Genomic DNA, 20,789 nt, shown 5'->3' on the forward strand with positions numbered 1-20,789 from the left:
GCACCCGACAAGGCTATACGCACCCATGAAGTGAGTAGATCGCAAGACTCTTAAAATGAGTCAAATTTCTTCGCAAGACACCGATTCGGGGATCAGCAGGCGAACGCCAACTCAGCGCCAACCAAGAGGCGATATGATTTAGATTAAATTCAAAAAACGGAATAAGAAAAAGACGAGTCTTTTAATTGAAAAAATAAGCACTTTCCTATTCGCAAATCAAGACGAGTGCGATTCATAGTTCGCCTCGCCATGAAATGGACTTTGAAATGGGAATATTGATAAATCCTGAAACCGTCACGCGATGCTGCGCAGTCTTAGCTTCAGATACGGCTCCGCGCCTTCCTCGCTTTCGGGCGCACTTCGGCGCGCGGAGCGGTGCCACTTACCCACCCGGCCCACATCGAGCGGAACGCCTTCTCCATCCCGCGAGCGAAACGGGCGCCATCCATCAGCGGAGAGCGCTCCATTCTCGCGCGCAGTCCTGAGCGGAGCTCGCGCAACCGAGGCAGGTCGCTAGCCAACCCGACAGCTTCAGTGACGAAGCATTCCTCCGAGTCACCAGCCAGTTCGGGCAAGCCCAGGTTCGACAGAAATGCATAGCCGGCCCGCGCCGCTGCCGTTTCGCCGATCATCGTCACCACCGGAACGCCCATCCAGAGCCCATCCAGGCTTGTCGTGTGACCGTTGTACGGGAACGTGTCGAGCACGATGTCGATCTGCTGGTACGTCCGCAGATAGGTCTCGCGCGGTTGATAATCCACGAGACTCAGCCGCCCGGCATCGATCCCGAGCGCCGCAAAGCGTGCAATGATCGCCTCACGCGCCTGTCCCTGGCTGACCAGCAGTGTCAGGCGGGAGCCGGCCACCTGCGACATCACGCGCGACCAAAGCTCGAACGTTCGATCACTGAGCTTGCAGGGATTGTTCAGACACCCGAACATAACGTGGCCCGCGCCGTCGGCGGGTAGCGGGCCCGATTCGAGGTCGGCCGTCATCGGGTCGTAACACCAGAAGGTATCGGGAAGACGAATCGATTGTTCTGTGTAGCGTTCGTCCGCCTCGGGCGAACCGGGAGGATCGATCCACGGATCGGTCAAGCGATAGCCGATGGCGCTGCTACCCGTCGTGCCCGGATAAGCGAGCCAGGCGACCTGCACTGGCGCCGGACGGCGCGCATAAAGCTGCGGACGCCCGTTGGACATATGCATGGTGAGATCGACGAGCACGTCGATCCGGTCTTCCCTGATCTGGCTGGCGAGTTGATCGTCGTCCAGTTTGTGGACGTCGCGCCAGACGTCGGACAGGCCGGCGATTTCGCGCGTTACGTCGTCCGGTTTTGAAACGCTCGAATAGCAATAGACTTCGACTGCCTCGTGATCGTGATGGCGCAACAGTGGCAGCAGGAACATTGCCTGGCAGTGGTTGCGAAAATCCGGGGAGACATAGCCGATGCGCAAACGCCGCGAAGGGTCGGAATCGTTGGTGTACTTCATGGGGCCCGTCGCGTACGGGGCCTCGAAGTGAGCGGCAAAGCGCCTGGCCTCTTCCAGGACATCTAAGCCGTTGGAACTCTCGAAGTTGAGCGTGAAGGCCAGATTCGAGTGCCCGATCAGACAGTCCGGATCGACCTTGATCGCATGGCGATAGTTGTTCAACGCCTCACCAATGTCACCGGAGGCTTTCCCCAGCAACACATTGCCGAGACCGACATACCCTGCCGCCAGACGCGGCTTCAGCTCGACGACCCGACGCGAGACCGTTTCGGCTTCGTCCAGCCTGCGCGCGCTCTTCAGCAGCAAGCCAAGGGCGTAGACCGCGCCCCAATGCGCGCCATCGAGTTCGATTGCGCGCCGCAGAACGGTTTCCGCTTCGCCACTGCGCCCGGTTTCCATGAGCAGGTTGCCCAAGTTCACGTGCGCCGCAACGAATGCAGGATCAAGTTCCAGCGCGCGACGCAGCGTGGGCTCGGCATCCGCGAATTCCCTCTCCTCCGCCAGCGTGGCGCCCAACGCATTGAGCGCGCCGGCATCGTCGGGCAGCAGGGCGACCATCTTGCGGAACATTTCGATGGCCTCTGTCCGGCGCCCCAGGCGAGACAGGAGACGGGCCAACGCTTCGTTCGCGCCGGCGAACGCGGGGTCGACCGACAGCGCCGTGCGCAACTCGGATTCCGCTTCCGCAAGGCGCCCCGCCTCCACAAACAGCGATCCCAGGTTGCAGCGCGCTTCAGCGAAATCCGGTTTGAGTTCCAGCGCACGACGAAAAGCAGACTCGGCATGCTTCAGCTCGCCCAGTTCTCCGAGCGCAGAACCCCGGCTGTTGTGCGCCTCCGCCCATGCGGGACGCAGTTCCACAGCGCGATCAAACTCCGCGAGTGCTGCTTTCGAAGAACGGGTTCGTGCCAGCAGCTTGCCGTAATTGAAGTGGAAATCCGCGGCGTCCGGCTTCAGTTCGATGGCGCGCCGATAGGCGGTTTCGGCCTGAACTACATCGCCTTGCTCGTCGAGGAGCCGCGCGGCATTGTGATGCGCGAACGCGAAATCGGGGTCAAGCGAGAGCGCGCGTTGCAGGGCGGCACCGGCGTCCGCGTAGCGCTTCTGCGCTTTCAGGGCGAGACTGAGATCCGATTCGCCGGCGGCGCTCTTTGTTTGCGCGAGCGAAATGCGGATCAGCGATTCCGCCTTCGCCGGATCGCCGCTCAGCAAGTGGATTAAACCGCGAAGATGATTGGCGCCGGCATGGCCCGGCGCCTCACTCAAAATTTCGTCGCAGTGGGCGGCGGCCAGCGCCCGGTCGCCTGCGCGGAAACTCGCGAGTGCGGAGTCAAATGAGTCGGTCGTTGCGTGTCCGGTTGCTTGCAATCCTGCGTCCCCTTCGGTGCGTGCATGGAGGCCGAAGGAGAAGCACTTCGGCCAGGCTTCATGAACCGGCGCGAGCAAGCGCTCCGGCAGACCGCATAGTAAAAAGCAGGGGGTATCGCAGCCATCCGACGATTCCGAAAATCAGATCGTCGAGTCTGAAAAACTTAGGCACGCGCCTTAAGACAGGCAGTCAGGAAAGAAGAGTCGGAAATGCGTAGTCCAAGACAGGCGCGCAAGCGCTCCAGAAGCCGGGCCCGGCCGACGTCTACGGTGATGGTCGTCACGTACAAAGCAAAACGCGGCGAAATTCGCCGCGTTTTGCTTAACCATCCAGAAACTCAGATTTCGTTATCACCGCGTGGCCGTCGCGTCCGCCACCAGCAACGCCGTCATGTTGACGATCCGCCGCACTGTCGCCGACGATGTCAGCACGTGCACCGGCTTCGCCGCGCCGAGCAGGATCGGCCCGATCGCGATGCCGCTTCCCGCCGCCGTCTTCAGCAGGTTGTACGAGATGTTCGCCGCGTCGATGTTCGGCAGGATCAGCAGGTTCGCGTCGCCTTCGAGGGTCGATTCGGGCAGCACTTCCTTGCGCAAGCGCGAATCCAGCGCGACGTCGCCGTGCATTTCGCCATCCACGTCGAGATCGGGCGCGCGCTCCTTCAGGATCGCGAGCACCTCGCGCATCTTCTGGGCGCTCGGCGCGTTGCTCGTGCCGAAGTTCGAATGCGACAGCAGCGCGATCTTCGGCACGATGCCGAAGCGCTTCACTTCTTCCGCCGCCAGAATGGTGATTTCGGCGAGCTGCTCGGGCGTCGGATCGACATTCACGTGCGTATCGACGATGAAAATCTGCCGGCCCGGCAGCACGAGCGCGTTCATCGCCGCGTACACCTTTGCGCCTTCCTTCTTGCCGATCACCTGATCGATGAAGTGCAAATGGCGATGCGTCGTGCTCACCGTGCCGCAGATCATGCCGTCGGCTTCGCCCTTCTGCACGAGCATCGCGCCGATCAGCGTCGTGCGGCGGCGCATTTCGAGCTTCGCCATCTGCTCGCTGATACCCTTGCGCGCCATCATCTTCGCGTAGGTCTGCCAGAAATCGCGGTAACGCTCGTCGTGATCCGTATCGACGACGGAGAAATCGGTGCCCGCCGTGAGACGCAGGCCGAACTTCTGGATGCGCTGCGCGATGACCGCCGGACGGCCGATGAGAATCGGCTTCGCGATCTTCTCATCGACGGCGATCTGCACTGCGCGCAGCACGCGCTCTTCCTCGCCCTCCGCGAACACGATGCGCTTCTTCTCCGGCTCGACGCTGCGCGCGAGCTGGAACACGGGCTTCATCGTCGTGCCGCTGTGATAGACGAACTGCTGCAGATGCTGCTCGTAGGCTTCCATGTCCTCGATCGGACGCGTCGCGACGCCGGAGTCCATCGCGGCTTTCGCCACCGCCGGCGCGATCTTCACGATCAGACGCGGATCGAACGGCTTCGGAATCAGATATTCCGGACCGAAGGACAAATCCTGAATGCCATAAGCGGTCGCGACGATATCGCTCTGTTCCTGACGCGCCAGTTCCGCAATCGCGTTCACCGCCGCGATTTCCATTTCCTTCGTGATGACGGTCGCGCCCACGTCCAGCGCGCCGCGGAAGATGAACGGGAAGCACAGAACGTTGTTGACCTGGTTCGGATAGTCCGTGCGGCCCGTGGCGAGCACCGCGTCCGGGCGCACTTCGAGCGCGAGTTCCGGCAGGATTTCCGGCGTCGGATTGGCGAGCGCGAGGATCAGCGGCTTCGCGGCCATCTGCTTGACCATGTCCTGCTTGAGCACGCCGCCCGCCGACAGACCGAGGAACACGTCCGCGCCTTCCATCACTTCAGCGAGCGTGCGCGCGCTGGTTTCGCGGGCGAACAGTTCCTTGTCCGGGTCCATGAGTTCGGTGCGGCCCTTGTAGACCACGCCGGCGAGATCGGTCACGTAGATGTTCTCGCGCTTCATGCCGAGATCGACGAGCAGGTTCAGACAGGCCAGCGCCGCCGCACCCGCGCCCGACGCGACCAGTTTCACTTCGCCGATATTCTTGCCGACGACCTTCAGACCATTGGTGACCGCCGCCGCGACGACGATCGCCGTGCCGTGCTGGTCGTCGTGGAAGACGGGAATCTTCATGCGCTTGCGGCATTCGCGCTCGACGATGAAGCAGTCCGGCGCCTTGATGTCTTCCAGATTGATGCCGCCGAAAGTCGGCTCCAGCGCGGCGATCACGTCGACGAGCTTGTGCGGGTCGTTTTCGTTCAGCTCGATATCGAACACGTCGATGCCGGCGAACTTCTTGAACAGCACGGCCTTGCCTTCCATCACCGGCTTCGACGCGAGCGGCCCGATGTTGCCGAGTCCCAGCACGGCCGTGCCGTTCGACACGACGCCCACGAGATTGCTGCGCGCGGTGAAGCGCGCGGCGTTCAGCGGATCTTCCACGATCGCTTCACACGCGAACGCGACGCCCGGCGAATAGGCGAGCGCGAGGTCGCGCTGGTTGATCATCTGCTTCGTGGGCGCGATCGCGATCTTTCCCGGAACCGGGAATTCGTGATAATCGAGCGCGGCTTCGCGCAACTTCGTATTGGCGTCAGTCGTCATAAGGCGGGCTAGCAGTGCGGGAATTAGAATGGAAGTTCGAACGCATTGTAGCGCCAATCAGAGGCGGTTTCGGGCCGCGCTCCATGCATTTCGGCTACAAGTGCCATGACCGGAAATGGTCTGATCGCTCCGTGGGGCAAGGCTCGCGGCGCTTCGTTCGATTTTTTCGAGACACGGGACGGATGCTTTCGGGGTTCTTGGGCGTCCCGCGTCGTTCTCTTGCAGCGCACAAAAAACCATTTCATCGCCGACGATGCTCTCCGAGTTTTCCCTGATCGACCGCTTCTTTGCACGCCGCGCGACCGCGCCCTCGCCACGTCATGACGACGAAGCCGCGCGGCCGCTCGGCATCGGCGACGACTGCGCGCTGATCGCGCCGCCCGCCGGCCATCAGCTCGCCATTTCGACGGACATGCTGGTCGAAGGCCGCCACTTCTTTCCCGATGTCGATCCTTACGCGCTCGGGCACAAGGCGCTCGCCGTAAATCTGTCGGACCTGGCCGCGATGGGCGCGCAGCCGCACGCGTTCACGCTCGCGCTCGCGCTGCCGCGCGCCGACGAAGCATGGCTCGAAGCGTTCAGCAATGGCCTCTTCGCGCTCGCCGACCGGCATGACTGCGCGCTCGTCGGCGGCGATACGACGAGCGGTCCGCTGAATCTCTGCATCACCGTGTTCGGCGACGTGCCGCACGGCGCGGCCCTGCGTCGAGACGCCGCGCGGCCTGGCGACGACATCTGGGTGTCCGGCACGCTGGGCGATGCGCGCGCGGGACTCGGCGCGATCCGCAACGAATGGCGCGCGCCCGACGAAGCCACCGCCGCAAACTGGCAGCGCGCGCTGGAGCGGCCCGAGCCGCGCGTCGCGCTCGGTCTCGCCCTGCGCGGCGTCGCGCACGCGGCGCTCGATATCTCCGACGGCCTCGCGGGCGATCTCATGCACATCCTGAAACGCTCGGGCGTGCGCGCCATCGTCGATGCCGATGCCGTGCCGTGCTCGGACGCCGTCCGCGCGCTGCCCGAGGCCGCGCGCCGCCAATGCACGCTCGCCGGCGGCGATGACTACGAGCTCTGCTTCACCGCGCCGCCCGCCGCGCGCGCGGCGCTCGCGAATATCGCGACGAGCGTGAAAGTGCCGCTGACCCGCATCGGTACAATCGAATCATCCGGTGCGCCCGGTATCGCCTGGCGCGATGCCGCGGGCGCGCCGCTCTCCCTGACGTTGCAAGGCTTCGATCATTTTCATGCAGACTGACCCGACCCTCGCGGGCGAACCGAACGATTCACGCAATGCGCCGCGCGCGCCGCGCAAGGCGAGCGCACGCTTCATGCTCACGCATCCGCTCCATATTCTTTCGCTCGGCTGCGGCAGCGGGCTGTCCCCCGTCGCGCCGGGAACGGTCGGCACGCTGTTCGCGTGGCTATCGTTCATCGTCTTCAACCCGCATATGACGGTCGCGGCGTGGGGCGCGCTGATCGTCGTCGGCTTTATCGCCGGATGCTGGTTCACCGGCTTCACCGCGAAGAAAATGGGCATCGCGGACCCGTCGCCGGTCGTGTGGGACGAGATCGTCGCGTTCTGGCTCGTGCTGCTGCTCGTCACACCCGCGACATTTACCGGTCAGTTGTGGGCGTTCATCGTGTTCCGTTTCTTCGACATGGTGAAGCCGCCGCCCATCCGCTATTTCGACCGCCATCTGAAAGGTGGCTTCGGCATCATGTTCGATGATCTCGTCGCGGCGTTCTTCACGCTGCTCGTGATCGCGCTCTGGCGCATGACCGTCTGACTTTCCCATCCATCGAGAACACCGCCATGCCAACCGACACCGTCGTTCACCAACTTGCGATTCGCGTCGGCAACAAGCTGCGCGACGAACGGCTGATGCTCGCGACCGCCGAGTCGTGCACGGGCGGCATGGTCGCGACCGCCATCACGGATATTTCCGGCAGCAGCGCGTGGTTCGAGCGCGGCTTCGTCACCTATTCGAATCTCGCGAAGATCGAGATGATCGGCGTGCCGGCGGCGCTGATCGAGCAGCACGGCGCGGTGAGCGAACCCGTCGCGAAGGCGATGGCCGAAGGCGCGCTGCGCAACAGCCGCGCGCAGGTGTCGGTGGCGATCACGGGTGTCGCGGGCCCGGCGGGCGGAAGCGACGCGAAGCCGGTCGGCACGGTGTCGTTCGCGTGGAGCAACCGCCTTCATACCGGCGTCGAAACGCAACTGTTCAAGGGCGACCGCGAACAGGTGCGCGCGCAGGCGGCGGCGCATGCCCTGCGCAAGCTGCTGGAGTTTCTGGATCAGCGCGAACGGTGAGGCGCAGTTGCATCGCATGACGAAACCAGATAGCCAGACGGCCGATCCGGCCACATACACCAGAGACCAGGTGGCCCGCTGGATGGGCCCGAAGACCATCGGCAAGGCGCTCGGCTATGTCCGCGCCGTCGGCGATATCGACTTGGTGAAGCACATGATGTACGCGCAGGTACCGGGGACGCAACCGGCGCCGTACATGGTCGAGATCACATTCCAGAGCGGCCGGCCGCACGGCTACTGCTCCTGCCCGGTCGGGTATGACTGCAAGCATGTCGCGGCAACGCTGCTCGCCTGGCTGGAGCGAAAGGAAGCGGCTGAGCGATCCGGCGTGAGCATGGCCGTCGAGCGGTGGCTGTCGGGCTTTCGCGCCAAGGTCGAGGCGACGCGGCAGGCGCAGGCGAAAGCGGCCCGATCCGCTACCGGCGCGGTGTATCAGATTGTCTACGTGCTCATGCCGTCCCTGCGCGGTCACTCGGGTTTCGAGCTGGTGACGCTCAAGGCGCGGCTCAACGTCGATGGCGCGATCCGCGCGACCGAAAGCTGGTACCCGAACTACGCCGCCTGGAAAAGCCCGCCTAAATTCGTGTCCACCGAGGACGACGCGATCATTCGCGCGCTCAGATCCGAGCGGGGCTATTCGGGCGACGGCTACGCACCATTCGGCAAGCGCGGCGCGGTGGTGTGGCAGATGATGCTAGCGACGGGCCGCCTCTACTTCGAGCCGAACGCGAATGCCCTGCAGTTGAAACAGCCTTTGCGCGAAGGCGCGCGCCGCCGCGGCAATGTCGAATGGATTCCGCACCACGACGACATGATCTTCGCGGCGCTCGAAACCGAGCCGGAAGGCGGCGTCGTGCTGCCGACCGAACCGCCGTGGTACTTCGATGGCGTCAGGAACGAAACCGGCCCCGTCGATTCACCCGTGCCCGACGAACTCCTCGCCGACTACCTGGCGATGCCGGTGCTGACGCTCGAGGAAGCGGCCATCGTGCGCGCGGCGCTCGCCGAATTCGCGTCCGAACTGCCCGCGCCGCCCGCCGACGGCGACGCGGGGACCCGCACGATCGACGCCGCGCCGGTCCCCGTGCTCACGCTCGCCACGCTCCTGCTCGACGCGCCTCGCAGGCTGAACGCGCCGCCGGTGGAACTCGATATCGCCCGATTCGATTTCGACTACGGCGGCATCACGATTCCGGCGAACGGTCTCGAGACGCTCGTGCGGCTCGCGGACGGCGAACGCGTCCGTATTGCGCGCCCTCAAGATGCCGAAGACGCGTGCTGGAATCGTCTGATCGAAGCCGGACTGAAGTCCATTACCGGCGTGCGGGGCCATCACGACGACTCCCAGTATGCCGGCGCCTTCGTCTTGCCCTCGCAGGATGCGTGGCCAGCGTTCGTCGCCGAACAGGTACCCGCGCTGCGTGCAGCCGGCTGGCGCGTGATCATCGAGCCGAACTCGCGTTTCGATGTCGTCGAGATCGAAGAAATCGAGGCGACCGCGCGTGCCGCCGAGAACAACTGGTTCGATCTCGAACTGGGCATCATGGTCGAGACGGAGCGCGTGCGCCTGGAACCGCTGCTCGCCGAACTCTTCGCGCGCGACCGCCGCTGGCTCAACGGCGCGATCGATCTGATCGACGACGCCCACGCCGTCGAATTCCGTACTCAGGCGGGCAGGCGCTTCATGGTTCGCGCCGCGCGGATCAAACCGCTCGTGCACGCGCTGATCGACCTGTTCGACCGCGCCGATCCTCAAGCGGAAACACCGTTGCGACTGTCGGCGCTCGAAGCCGGCCGCCTCGCCGAAGCCGATGAACGATTGCGCTGGCAATTCGACGGCGACGCGTCGGTGGTCGGACTAGCGCAGCGGCTGCGCAAAGCCGCCGGACCGCGCCGGATCGCCGTGCCGCGCGGCCTGAAAGCGAAGTTGCGCGATTACCAGCGCGAAGGCGTCGACTGGATGCAGTTCCTGCGCGAACACGATCTCGCCGGCGTGCTCGCCGACGACATGGGCCTCGGAAAGACCGTGCAGACGCTCGCGCACATCCTCGTCGAAAAGGAAGCCGGCCGTCTGACGCGCCCGGCACTGATCGTCGTGCCGACCACGCTCGTCAACAACTGGCAGGAAGAAGCGCGCCGTTTCGCGCCACGGCTCAAAGTGCTGGATCTGCATGGGCCGCAGCGCCACGAACGCTTCGCGCTGATCCCGGAGCACGAACTCATCGTCACGACGTATCCGCTCGTCTGGCGCGATCACGAAGCGCTTGCGCAACACGACTATCACCTGCTGATACTCGACGAGGCGCAGTACGTAAAGAACGCTTCGAGCAAGGCGGCGGGCGTCATCCGCACGTTGCGCGCGCGGCATCGCCTGTGTCTGACCGGCACACCGCTCGAGAATCATCTAGGCGAACTCTGGTCACAGTTCGATTTCCTGCTGCCCGGCTTTCTGGGCACGCAAAAAGACTTCGCGGCCCGCTGGCGCAAACCGATCGAAAAGTACAACGATTCGACGCGCCGTGACCTGCTCGCGCGCCGGATTCGCCCCTTCCTGCTTCGTCGCCGCAAGGACGATGTCGCGACCGAACTACCGCCGAAGACCACGATCGTGCGCAGCGTCGAGCTGGAAGGCGCGCAGCGCGATCTCTATGAGACCGTGCGCGCCGCGATGCAGAAGAAGGTGCGCGATGCGATCGCGCAGCAAGGTTTCGCACGCAGCCACATCCTGATGCTCGACGCGCTGTTGAAGCTGCGGCAGGTGTGCTGCGATCCGTCGCTCGTCAAACTGCCGGGCGCGAAAAAAACGTCGGATTCGGCCAAGCTCGCGCTGTTGCTCGACATGCTGCCCAATCTGATCGAGGAAGGCCGGCGCGTGCTGGTGTTCTCGCAATTCACGGGCATGCTCGCGATCATCGCCGCCGCCCTCGACGCGGCCGGTCTTGGCTACGTCACGCTGACGGGCGAAACCGCCGATCGCACGACGCCCGTGCAGCGCTTTCAGGCCGGCGAAGCGCCGATCTTCCTGATCAGCCTGAAAGCGGGCGGCGTCGGTCTGAACCTGACCGCCGCCGATACCGTCATTCACTACGACCTGTGGTGGAACCCCGCCGCCGAGAATCAGGCGACAGACCGGGCGCACCGCATCGGGCAGGACAAGCCGGTGTTCGTGTACAAGCTCGTGGCGACGGGCAGCATCGAGGAAAAGATATTGTCGATGCAGGAGCGCAAGGCAGCGCTCGCCGCGGGCATTCTGTCCGAAGATTCGCGCGCGGTCGAGAAGTTCTCCGCCGAGGACATCGACGCGCTGTTCGCGCCGATTCCCGATGCCTGAACCGCGCGCTCAGCGATACTGATTGATCGTATCGCGCGTCTTCTTCGCCGCTTCGGCGGCGGCTTGCGCGTAGTCGTCGCCCTTGCTCGCGTAGATGATCGCGCGCGACGAGTTGATCAGCATGCCCGTGCCGTTCGCGGTGCGGCCCGCGCGCACGGTCGCTTCGACATCGCCGCCTTGCGCGCCGATGCCGGGAATCAGCAACGGCATATCGCCGACGATGCCCCGCACGGTTTCGATTTCCTTCGGGAACGTCGCGCCGACGACCAGCCCGAGCTGGCCGCTCGCGTTCCACTTTTCGGCGGCGAGCGTCGCGACGACCTGGTACAGCGGCTTGCCGTCGGTCGTGAGGAATTGCAGATCCGAGCCGCCCGCATTTGACGTGCGGCACAGCACGATCACGCCCCGGCCTTCATGTTCGAGATACGGCTCGATCGAATCGAAACCCATGTACGGATTGACCGTCACGGCATCCGCCCGATAGCGCTCGAACGCTTCCTTCGCGTACTGCTCGGCCGTGCTGCCGATATCGCCGCGCTTTGCATCGAGAATCACCGGAATGCCGGCGTGTTTTTCATGGATGTGCGCGATCAGCGCTTCGAGCTGGTCTTCGGCGCGATGCGCCGCGAAGTACGCGATCTGCGGCTTGAACGACGATGCGTACGGCGCGGTCGCATCGACGATGGTCTTGCAGAACTCGAAGATCGCATCGGCGCGGCCGTTGAGCGCGGCGGGAAATTTCGCGGGCTCAGGGTCGAGGCCGACGCACAGAAGCGATTGCGTGCGCGACCACGCGGCGTTGAGAGACTGAATGAAGGACATGGCGGGATTCGTTGAACGTCGATGCCACGCATTTTAACGTGCGTGGCATCGCCGTCTCCCGGACATCAGCGCGATGCGCTTCTCGCCCGCGCCTTCGCTCCCGCGCGCGTGCGCGGCCGTGCACGCCGCGCCGCTTCTCCGGTGCGTTCGACCGTGAAGCGAAACTCCCGCGACAGCCGCTCGCCCGGCGCGAGCACGGTCATGCCGTGCGCTTCGCCGCCGCCGGGCAGATTCACCGCGTTAACCGGATGATCGACCGGCTCGAAACAGAAGAAGCTCTCGCCGGGCGGCGCGTACAGCACGTAATAGTCGGTATCGGCGACGATCGTCAGCGACAGGCGCCGCTTCGGCCACAGCACGCTCGTGCGCCCGCTCCATCCCGTGAACGCGTTGTTCACCATCTCGGACGGCATCGGATACGCGACGCCGAACTGCCACGCCGGCGGCGTCGGCACATGCCGCACCGGCAGCCAGTCGTCGCCGCACAGCCACACGCCGCCCGCCGCCGCCGACAATTCCGTGTCGGCCTCGCGCATCAGAAACGGATGCAGCCCGAGGCCGAACGGCAGCGCTTCGTCGCCGGTGTTCTCCACGTCGAGCGTGACGACGAGCGTGGCTTCGTCGAGCGCGTAAGTCTGCGCGGCGCGAAACGAATACGGCTTGCCGTCGCTGCGATCGAGCGTGAGACGCGCACGCCCCGCATCTTCCGCGTCCTCCGCTTCGACCTGCCACGCGCCGAGCCAGCCGTCGCCATGCAGCGGCAGCGGTTCGCCCGCGCGATTGCACGGCACGTCGATGGAGCGTCCGGAGAACTGAAAGCGCCCGTCGCCGATGCGGTTCGAATACGGCAGGAGCGGATAGCACGCGAGCTGATTCGGATCGGTATCCGGACCGGGTTCGGCGCAGGGCCGGAAGATCGGCACCAGCGTGCCTTCGTGACGCCAGTCGAAGCGCGTGATGCCGCCGCCGAGCGACGGCGCGAGTTCGAGCCGCAGATGCGCGTTGGCGAGGGTGATGCAGCCTTCGGTGTGCGATCCGCCGATCGCGACGACCGCCGTGCCCGGGCCGGGACGGATGGGCGGCTCGGCCGCGGCGGCCAGCCTGGAGCGGCGGGCGTTCGCTTGCGCCGTGGACGTCGATGCAGGATTCGGTCTTTGCTCTGTGCGCGCAACAGCCATGACTCGTGCTCCATCGAGAGGCGAAAAACCCGGCGCCGCCGGGGCAGGTCGGACGACGCGTCGTTGCGCGCCGTCTCGGTGTTCTCTTCGTTACGCCTTGCCTGCGAACACGGCTTCGGCGATGCCGCGCGCGCCGGGTGTCGCGACGAACACGCCGCCGGCGTGTGCATCGCTTCCGAGTGCCGTGTCGTCGAGACCGATGCGCGCGCTCGTCACATACAGCGTGCCGAAATCGGCGCCGCCGAACGCGGCGCAACTCGGCTGCGCGGTCGGCACGTCGATGCGCGCCGTCTCGCGGCCATCGCGCCCATATCGCACCACCCGCGCGCCGCCCCACTGCGCGTTCCACAAACCGCCTTCGGCATCGACGATGGAACCATCGGGCACGCCGGTCGCGTCGGTCAGCTCGACGAACACGCGGTCATTCGAAAACGTCGGGTAATCGCAAACGCGGATCTGGCGCGTCGGCGAGTCACAGTAATACATCGTCGCGCCGTCGGGGGAAAAACCGATGCTGTTCGAGATCGCGCAATTTCCGAGCGGCAGCCGTTCGAGCGACAAATCCCGGTTCAACCGATAAAACCCGCCGATCGCCTGCGCGTCGTCGACATCGTGCTTCGTGCCGAATACGAAGCGTCCCTCGCGATCGCAGCGGCCGTCGTTCAGGCGCGTCGGCAGATCGGCTTCGACTTCCATGAGGGTCTCGATCCTCCCCGTCGCGATCTCGTAGAACGCGAGCCGCGATGCGAGCCCGAGCAGCAGGAAACGCGCATCGGCGCACGGCGTGAAGCATCCGAGCCGTTCGGGCATGGCGAACGATTCGCTCGCGCCGTCGCGCGGATCGTAGCGCCACAGCGTGTTGCCTTCGATGTCGGTCCACCAGAAGCGGCCGCTCGCGGCGCACCACGTCGCGCCTTCGCCGAGCGAGCATCGGCTGTCGATGAGAAGTTGCGCGCGAGTCGAGTTCATCAGGCCCATCCTCCGTCGACGATGATGTCTTGCGCAGTCAGCATGCTGCTGTCGTCCGAGGCGAGAAAGAGCGCGGCGCGGGCGAGATGCGCGGGCAGCAGTTCCGCGTCGATGCACTGGCCTTGCTTGATCGCTTCGCGGCCGGCGTCGTCGAGCCAGAGGCGCTTCTGCTTTTCGGTCATGACCCAGCCGGGTACGAGCGTGTTCACGCGGATGCCGAACTTGCCGAGATCGCGCGCGAGGCCGCGCGTCATACCTTGTACGGCCGATTTCGCCGTGACGTAGACGGGGAAGTTGCCTTGCTTGAGCATCCAGCTGATCGAGCCCAGATTGACGATCGAGCCGCCGCCCGATTGCTTCATGTCTTCGATCACCGCCTGAGCCGCGAAGAACTGATGGCGGATGTTGACCGCGATGCCCGCATCGTAGGACTCGGGCGTGACATCCTCGATCTTGTGGCGCTTGTCGTTGGCGGCGTTGTTCACCAGCACGGTGATCGGGCCGAATGCGGTTCGCACGTCCGCGATGCCTTTGCGCAAGGCGTCGATGTCGGTGAGGTCGATGTTGAGGAACATCGGGCGGGTCTGGGTTGGCTGCAAGGCCGCGCCGAGGCGGTCGGCGAGGGATTCGCCCGCGTCGGTGTCGATGTCGAAGAAGGCGACTTTCGCGCCTTGATCGAAGAAGTGTTCTACGAAGGCTTCGCCGATGCCGGTCGCGCCGCCGGTTATCAGGACGGTTTTGCCTTGCAGGCTGGGGTATCTTGCGAGGTGTTTGTCGATTTGTGCCATGTCGTTTTGTCTCTTTGCCTGCGCTTCTAGGGAATCCTGAGTTCGTGTCGGTCTATTAGCACTGCCCCTGTGCGGGGCGGCAGTCACTTTCTTTGCTGCTGCAAAGAAAGTAACCAAAGAAAGCAGCTCGAGACGCCCACGGTCACACGCAATTTGGGTGTCCTTCTCCTCACCCGTGGCCTCTGTAGCGAGTGCCCTCATAGGCCACATCCGGCTTGGACCGCGCACGGTCTGCCACATCGCGCCGCGTGCGTGCCTGGTTCAGCACCAAATAGCTCCGGCCCGCTTCGCGGCCGACCGGTCAATCGGGTCTGCGCGTGCTTCTGTGCTAACACTTCCATCTCGCTGCATCGGCGCTTCGTCGGTTTCCCTTGCATGCCCGGCGGCAGCGCGTAGCGCTGTGCCGGAGCTCTTTCGTGCTGAACCAGCACGCTATACGTTCTAGCTCGTCAGACCGTGCGCGGCCCACGCCCGGTTAGGCCTACGAGGGCACTCGCTACTGAGTCCACGAACAACGAGAATAGTGGCCAAATTGCGTGTGACCGCGGGCGGCTCGAGCTGCTTTCTTTGGTTACTTTCTTTGCAGCAGCAAAGAAAGTGACTGCCGCCCCGCACAGGGGCAACGCAAATAGACCGACGCGAAATCAGGATTCCACGAAGGCCCGGGCGCACCAACCATCAATCCCTCGACCCGCGATTCTTCAACTGATCAAGCAACACGGCTGCAAGCAAAATCGCCCCCCGCACGAGGTACTGATAAAACGCGTCGATATTCAGCAGATTCATGACGTTCTCGACGGTGCCCATGATCAGCACCCCAATCACGACGCCAGAAATCGTCGCCCGCCCGCCGAGCAGCGAAACTCCGCCGAGCACGCAAGCCGAAATCACGTTCAGCTCGAAACCTTGAGCCGCATTCGGCTGCCCCGACGTGATCCGCGAAGCGAGAATGACACCCGCCAGCGCGGTGACCGCGCCCTGAATCAAAAAGATCCACACCCGCGTGCGCTCGACATTGATCCCCGCGAGCCGCGAAGCCTCTGGATTACCGCCGATCGCCAAGGTATTGCGTCCATACACAGTCTGGTTGAGCAATACGCCAAAAACGATGAAGCACGCAAGCGTCACCCAGATAGGCAGGGAAATCCCGAGCATAGACAAACTGCCGAGCGCAATGAACGTATCCGACGACACCCCGACCGCCTGCCCGTGCGACACGATGAACCCGAGCCCGCGCACGATCTCCATCGTCGCGAGCGTGGTGATCAGCGCGTTGATGCGCAAATAGGCGATCACCGCGCCGTTCACGAAACCGATCACGGCACCCGCCGCCACGGCCGCGACAATCGCAATCGCCGTGTTGTCGGTCGCGTTGAGCACCATCGCGCAGAGCACGCCGGCGAACGCGATCGTCGACCCGACCGACAGGTCGAAATCGCGCGACGCGAGACAGAACATCATCGTGCAGGCGACCATGCCGATCTGCGAGATCGACAGCGCCAGACCGAGCATGTTCTCGATCGAAAAGAAGTGATCCACGGTCAGCGACATCGTCAGGAACATGACGATGAAGATCACGATCAGGCTGTATTCCGTGATCTGCTGCCACCACTTCTGCTTGTCGTTCTTCTGCGGGATCAGCGCATTCGCGACGGTTTCCGTCGCCTGCCCCACGATGTTTTCTCTTGCTTCCATGCTGCGCTCCTCTTGTCCTGATGTTGCCTTCATGCCGCCTGCGCGACGCTGTCCGACTGCGGCAGCGCGAGACTCAGCACCGCCTGTTCGTTCGCCTTCTCGCGCGGCAGTTCGCCCGCGATCCGCCCCTGTCGCATCACGATGATCCGGTCGGACACGCCGAGCACTTCCGGCAGCTCCGACGAAATCATCACGATCGCGCAGCCGCGCTCGGCAAGCTGATAGATGACGTTATAGATCTCGTGCTTCGCGCCGACGTCGATGCCGCGCGTCGGCTCGTCGAGGATCACCACCTTCAGATCCGGCTCCGCGAGCCAGCGCGACAGAATCGCCTTCTGCTGATTGCCGCCCGACAGAAAACGGATGCGCTGCTTGCGGCTCGGCGTCTTGATCTTCAGAAGCTGGATGAAGCGCTCGGCCGTCTGCGCCTCCTTCTTGCGATCCAGAAAGAGGCCGCCGCGCAGATAGTGACGGCGGCACGAGATGTTGATGTTCTCCGCGACCGTCGCGATCGCGACGATGCCCTCTTCCTTGCGATCCTCCGGACACAGCACGATGCCGTGACGAATCGCTTCGCCCGTGCTGCGTACCTTGATCGGCTGGCCGTCGAGCGTGATCGTGCCTTCCTTCTTCTTGTCCGCGCCGTAGACGAGATGCATCAGCTCGCTGCGGCCCGCGCCCACGAGCCCGAAAAATCCGACGATTTCACCGCGCTTCACCTCGAAGTTCGCGGGCGCGCTCAATGCGTCGCCCAGCACGTTCTTCACGGAGAAACGCACATCGCCGAGCGGCCGCGCCCGATAGTTGTAGATGTCGCTGATTTCGCGGCCGACCATTTCCTGCACGAGCGTGTCGCGCGGCACGTCGGCGAGCGACAGATGCGACGCGATCTTGCGGCCGTCGCGGAAGATCGTGCAGGCATCGCAGAGTTCGTAGATCTCGTCCATGCGATGCGAGATGTAGATCAGCGCGCGGTTGTCCGCCTTCAGGTCGCGCACGAGCTTGAACAGCACTTCCGTCTCGCGGTGCGAAAGCGAACTCGTCGGCTCGTCGAGCGCGATCACGCGCGCGTTGCGCAGCAACGCCTTGCAGATTTCGACCATCTGCCGCTGCGCGATGGACAGCTTGCGCAGCTTCGCGTTCGGATCGAGATCGACGCCCATCGCGGCAAGCCGTTCGCGCACGTGCGCCTTCGCCGCGCGCTTGTTCACCCAGCCGAGCCGGTTCGGCAGCGCGCCGAGCAGCAGGTTCTCGGACACGGTCAAATCCGGCACGTACTGCAATTCCTGATGAATCACCGCGATGCCCGACGCGATCGAAGCCGCCGCGCTCGCGAAATGCACTTCGTTGTCGTCGATGAGCACGCGCCCCGAATCGGGCTGATACTCGCCGCCGAGAATCTTGAGCAAGGTCGATTTACCCGCGCCGTTCTCGCCCATCAGACCGTGAACTTCGCCGGCGTTGACGTCGAACGACACGCCGTCGAGCGCGCGCACGCCTGGAAACACCTTGCCGATATTGTCAAAACGCAGCGTCGCTGACACATCGCCTCCTGAATTCGCGCGGGCCGTACTTTCATACGGCCCGCAAAGCTTTAGTTCGATGCCAGGCCCATCTGCTGACGCACCGAAGCCACGTTCTCACGCGTGGCGAGCATGCCGGTCGTGAGCGTGAGCGGCGGCGGCGCCTTGCCGTCCTTGATCCACGCGTACATCAGCTCGGAGGTCTCTTCGCCGTGACGCTTCGGGCTGATGATCACGGTGCCGTAGAAGCCCGTCGGATTCGGCTTCTTGAACTCGTTGAGTGCCGAGTCCGAACCGCCGATGCCGATGCCGATCATGTTGTCCGCCTTGAAGCCGCGCCCTTCCGCCGCGCGCACCGCGCCGAGCACGCCCTCGTCGTTGAGCGCGTAAGCGACCCAGTGCTTGAACTGCGGATTCTTCGTGAGCGCGATGTTCGCGGCGTTGAACGCGTTCTCGGTGTCGGTCTTCGCCTGCGGCGCCATGATGATGTTCGCCTTCGGGAAACCGGCAGCGACGAGCGCGTCGGTCGCGCCGGCGGTGCGGTCATGCGCGGTCGGCAACTGTTCGTAGGTAACGTCGATCGCGCCGACGTCCTTCATGTCCCAGCCGCGCTTCTTGATCTCGGCCGCGATGCCGTCGCCCACCTGCTTGCCGATGTTGTAGGCCGAGATGCCCATGTGCGGCACCGACTCGATCGGCTTGCCGGAGCCGTCGACCAGGCGGTCATCGACCGTCATGATCTTGAGCTTGTCGGCCTTCGCCTTCGCGACGATGCCCGGTCCGAGCTTCACGTCCGGCGTGCAGATGATGAAGCCCTGCGCCTTCTGCGCGGCGAGATTGTCGATCGCGCTCATCACCTTTTCTCCCGACGGCGCGCCGATCTTCACGAGCGTGAAGCCCTTCTCTTTCGCGGCCATTTCGGCGAACTTCCATTCGTCCTGGAACCACGGCTCTTCGGGCTGCTTCACGAGGAAGCCGATCTTGACCTCGTCCGCGGCCTGCGCGACGGGCGCGGCGATCATGGACGCACTCGTTGCCGTGGCGGCGGCGATCAGCGTGAGGAACAGTCTGCGTTTCATTTTTTGTCTCCCGACTTTTTCCGATGTCGAAAAAAATGCCCGCGCACGGGCGCTACGAAGGTGTGTGGCCGTGTTTTTTATGGTGATGCCGCACCGCGGCCAGTGCGTCATTCTTTCGGTGGTTCGTGGTTCAGTCGTGGTACAGCGCGGAGCGTCCGCCATCCACGGTGATGCAACTCGCGTTGATGAACGGCGCCTCGTCGGAGGCGAGAAACACCGCCGTCATCGCGACTTCCTGCGGCTGGCCGATGCGCTTCATCGGCTGAAGATCGAGCGTTGCGGCACGCGCGGCCTTCGGGTCGGCTTGCGAATCCCACCAGTCCAGCGTCAACTGCGTTTCGATGTAACCCGGCGCGATCGCATTCACGCGCACGTTGTTCGGCGCGTACTCGATGCCGAGCGCGCGTGTAAGCCCGATCACGCCGTGCTTCGCCACCGGATACGGAAAGCAGCCCGGAATGATCTTGAAAGCGTGCGTCGACGCGATATTCACGATGCTCCCGCCGCCACGCGCGACCATGCCCGGCAGCACGGCGCGGCAGCCGTTCCACACGCCGTCGAGATCGACGGCGAAGCAGCGGCGCCAGTCGTCGTCGGTCATGGTGAGCGGGTCGCAGAACACGTTGATGCCCGCGTTGTTCACGAGCACGTCGATCGGACCCAGCGACGCTTCGATCTGCTCGACCGCCTGTTTCACCTGCGCGCTCTGCGTCACGTCCGTCGGCACCGCGATCACGCGCGCGCCGCTGACTTCCGACGCGATGCGCTCCGCGCTCGCGCGCGCCGTGTCGATGTCGAGTTCGGCGAGCGCCACCGCTGCGCCCTCGCGCGCGAACGCCAGCGCGATCGCGGCGCCGATGCCGCGTCCCGCGCCCGTGACCATCGTCACTTTGCCGGCGAGGCGGTTCATCTCGTTTCGCCTCGCGCTTTCGCGAGCCCGTCGATGAAGGCCTTCGCGTGCTGCGCGGTCACGTCCGCGCTCTGGCCCGGCTTGTAGAGCGCCGAACCGAGGCCGAAGCCGTTCGCGCCCGCGCTCAGAAACGGCCCCATGTTGTCCGGCGAGATTCCGCCGACCGGCACGAGCGGCACCTCGTTCGCGATCACCGCGCGCCAGGCCTTCGTCACCGTCGGGCCGAGCTGTTCGGCGGGGAACATCTTCAGCACGTCCGCGCCTGCTTTGAGCGCGAGAAACGCCTCGTTCGGCGTCGCGACGCCCGGCGCGCACGCGAGGCCTTGCGCCTTGGCGGCGCGTACGACATCGGCGTCGCTGTGCGGCATCACAATGAGTTCGCCGCCCGCTGCCTTCACGCTGTCGACATAACTCGGATGCAGCACCGTTCCCGCGCCGACGATCGCATCGGCGGGCAGCGTCTGACGGATCGCCGCGATGCTGTCGAACGGCTGCGGCGAATTGAGCGGCACCTCGACGATGCGAAAGCCCGCTTCGTACAGCGCGCGGCCATGTTCGGCGGCTTCGGCCGGCGTGACGCCGCGCAGGATCGCGATCAACGGGCACGCGGCGAACGCCTTGGCGAGACCGGCGTGCATGCCGTACGGCGCGGGCAGATTGATGGGAGGCTGCATTG

At 64.4% G+C, this 20,789-nt stretch carries 15 protein-coding genes; 4 read left to right on the plus strand and 11 right to left on the minus strand.

The window, feature by feature from the left end; all coding sequences use genetic code 11:
• Nucleotides 1-320: 320 nt before the first annotated feature.
• Together BTHE68_RS10760 and BTHE68_RS10765 are read right to left on the minus strand one after the other, a co-directional pair.
• On the minus strand, nt 321-2,939 hold the full coding sequence (locus tag BTHE68_RS10760; protein WP_162066317.1) for a tetratricopeptide repeat protein: 2,619 nt from the start codon (nt 2,937-2,939) through the stop codon (nt 321-323).
• Between the two features lie 273 nt (nt 2,940-3,212).
• Nucleotides 3,213-5,507, minus strand: a complete 2,295-nt coding sequence (locus tag BTHE68_RS10765; protein WP_162066318.1) for an NADP-dependent malic enzyme — start codon at nt 5,505-5,507, stop codon at nt 3,213-3,215.
• Between the two features lie 253 nt (nt 5,508-5,760).
• Between BTHE68_RS10765 and thiL the strand changes: the two genes are divergently transcribed.
• From thiL to BTHE68_RS10785, 4 genes are read left to right on the plus strand one after another with little or no spacing between them, the layout of a single operon-like run.
• Nucleotides 5,761-6,759, plus strand: a complete 999-nt coding sequence (gene thiL, locus BTHE68_RS10770; protein ID WP_162066319.1) for a thiamine-phosphate kinase — start codon at nt 5,761-5,763, stop codon at nt 6,757-6,759.
• Nucleotides 6,749-7,291 (plus strand): phosphatidylglycerophosphatase A family protein, encoded by a 543-nt coding sequence (locus tag BTHE68_RS10775; RefSeq protein WP_174258007.1) that lies wholly within the window; start codon nt 6,749-6,751, stop codon nt 7,289-7,291. The genes thiL and BTHE68_RS10775 overlap by 11 nt, the downstream gene beginning before the upstream one ends.
• Before the next feature lie 26 nt (nt 7,292-7,317).
• Nucleotides 7,318-7,818 carry a CinA family protein gene (locus BTHE68_RS10780; protein WP_061177766.1) on the plus strand — a complete coding sequence of 167 codons (501 nt, stop codon included), beginning with the start codon at nt 7,318-7,320 and terminating at the stop codon, nt 7,816-7,818.
• Between the two features lie 16 nt (nt 7,819-7,834).
• A complete protein-coding gene (locus BTHE68_RS10785; RefSeq protein WP_162066320.1) occupies nt 7,835-11,149 on the plus strand; it encodes a DEAD/DEAH box helicase in 3,315 nt (1,104 codons plus the stop codon).
• 9 nt (nt 11,150-11,158) lie between these two features.
• Here the strand turns inward: BTHE68_RS10785 and pyrF are convergent, their stop codons facing one another.
• The 9 genes from pyrF to BTHE68_RS10830 form a co-directional block, all read right to left on the minus strand.
• Nucleotides 11,159-11,971: an orotidine-5'-phosphate decarboxylase gene (gene pyrF, locus BTHE68_RS10790; protein WP_162066321.1), complete on the minus strand. Its 813-nt coding sequence runs from the start codon at nt 11,969-11,971 to the stop codon at nt 11,159-11,161.
• Between the two features lie 65 nt (nt 11,972-12,036).
• Nucleotides 12,037-13,149 carry an aldose 1-epimerase gene (locus BTHE68_RS10795; protein WP_162066322.1) on the minus strand — a complete coding sequence of 371 codons (1,113 nt, stop codon included), beginning with the start codon at nt 13,147-13,149 and terminating at the stop codon, nt 12,037-12,039.
• Nucleotides 13,150-13,239: 90 nt separating this feature from the next.
• Nucleotides 13,240-14,127, minus strand: coding sequence for an SMP-30/gluconolactonase/LRE family protein (locus BTHE68_RS10800; protein WP_162066323.1), 888 nt, complete (start codon nt 14,125-14,127; stop codon nt 13,240-13,242).
• Nucleotides 14,118-14,906, minus strand: a complete 789-nt coding sequence (locus tag BTHE68_RS10805; RefSeq protein ID WP_162066864.1) for an SDR family NAD(P)-dependent oxidoreductase — start codon at nt 14,904-14,906, stop codon at nt 14,118-14,120. The genes BTHE68_RS10800 and BTHE68_RS10805 overlap by 10 nt, the downstream gene beginning before the upstream one ends.
• Nucleotides 14,907-15,584: 678 nt before the next feature.
• Entirely contained in the window at nt 15,585-16,601 is a 1,017-nt protein-coding gene (gene araH / locus BTHE68_RS10810; RefSeq protein WP_061177761.1) for an L-arabinose ABC transporter permease AraH, read from the minus strand.
• A gap of 29 nt (nt 16,602-16,630) precedes the next feature.
• The gene (araG, locus tag BTHE68_RS10815; RefSeq protein WP_162066324.1) at nt 16,631-18,145 is read right to left on the minus strand and encodes an L-arabinose ABC transporter ATP-binding protein AraG; all 1,515 of its coding nucleotides are present in this window, start codon (nt 18,143-18,145) and stop codon (nt 16,631-16,633) included.
• A gap of 50 nt (nt 18,146-18,195) precedes the next feature.
• The gene (locus BTHE68_RS10820; protein WP_162066325.1) at nt 18,196-19,203 is read right to left on the minus strand and encodes an arabinose ABC transporter substrate-binding protein; all 1,008 of its coding nucleotides are present in this window, start codon (nt 19,201-19,203) and stop codon (nt 18,196-18,198) included.
• Between the two features lie 130 nt (nt 19,204-19,333).
• Entirely contained in the window at nt 19,334-20,113 is a 780-nt protein-coding gene (locus BTHE68_RS10825) for an SDR family oxidoreductase (protein WP_162066326.1), read from the minus strand.
• Nucleotides 20,110-20,787 (minus strand): 2-dehydro-3-deoxy-6-phosphogalactonate aldolase, encoded by a 678-nt coding sequence (locus BTHE68_RS10830; protein WP_162066327.1) that lies wholly within the window; start codon nt 20,785-20,787, stop codon nt 20,110-20,112. Before BTHE68_RS10830 ends, BTHE68_RS10825 begins: the two co-directional genes overlap by 4 nt.
• Nucleotides 20,788-20,789 lie beyond the last annotated feature (2 nt).

The sequence above is a fragment of the Burkholderia sp. THE68 genome (assembly GCF_009938265.1).
Lineage (GTDB): Bacteria > Pseudomonadota > Gammaproteobacteria > Burkholderiales > Burkholderiaceae > Caballeronia.

What these genes read in the sequence shown, in the direction of transcription:
- BTHE68_RS10765 (WP_162066318.1), bottom strand. Translation starts at nt 5,507, where the DNA reads ATGACGACTGACGCCAATACGAAGTTGCGCGAAGCCGCGCTCGATTAT.
- thiL (WP_162066319.1), top strand. Translation starts at nt 5,761, where the DNA reads ATGCTCTCCGAGTTTTCCCTGATCGACCGCTTCTTTGCACGCCGCGCG.
- BTHE68_RS10775 (WP_174258007.1), top strand. Translation starts at nt 6,749, where the DNA reads ATGCAGACTGACCCGACCCTCGCGGGCGAACCGAACGATTCACGCAAT.
- BTHE68_RS10780 (WP_061177766.1), top strand. Translation starts at nt 7,318, where the DNA reads ATGCCAACCGACACCGTCGTTCACCAACTTGCGATTCGCGTCGGCAAC.
- BTHE68_RS10785 (WP_162066320.1), top strand. Translation starts at nt 7,835, where the DNA reads ATGACGAAACCAGATAGCCAGACGGCCGATCCGGCCACATACACCAGA.
- pyrF (WP_162066321.1), bottom strand. Translation starts at nt 11,971, where the DNA reads ATGTCCTTCATTCAGTCTCTCAACGCCGCGTGGTCGCGCACGCAATCG.
- BTHE68_RS10795 (WP_162066322.1), bottom strand. Translation starts at nt 13,149, where the DNA reads ATGGCTGTTGCGCGCACAGAGCAAAGACCGAATCCTGCATCGACGTCC.
- BTHE68_RS10800 (WP_162066323.1), bottom strand. Translation starts at nt 14,127, where the DNA reads ATGGGCCTGATGAACTCGACTCGCGCGCAACTTCTCATCGACAGCCGA.
- BTHE68_RS10805 (WP_162066864.1), bottom strand. Translation starts at nt 14,906, where the DNA reads ATGGCACAAATCGACAAACACCTCGCAAGATACCCCAGCCTGCAAGGC.
- araH (WP_061177761.1), bottom strand. Translation starts at nt 16,601, where the DNA reads ATGGAAGCAAGAGAAAACATCGTGGGGCAGGCGACGGAAACCGTCGCG.
- BTHE68_RS10820 (WP_162066325.1), bottom strand. Translation starts at nt 19,203, where the DNA reads ATGAAACGCAGACTGTTCCTCACGCTGATCGCCGCCGCCACGGCAACG.
- BTHE68_RS10825 (WP_162066326.1), bottom strand. Translation starts at nt 20,113, where the DNA reads ATGAACCGCCTCGCCGGCAAAGTGACGATGGTCACGGGCGCGGGACGC.
- BTHE68_RS10830 (WP_162066327.1), bottom strand. Translation starts at nt 20,787, where the DNA reads ATGCAGCCTCCCATCAATCTGCCCGCGCCGTACGGCATGCACGCCGGT.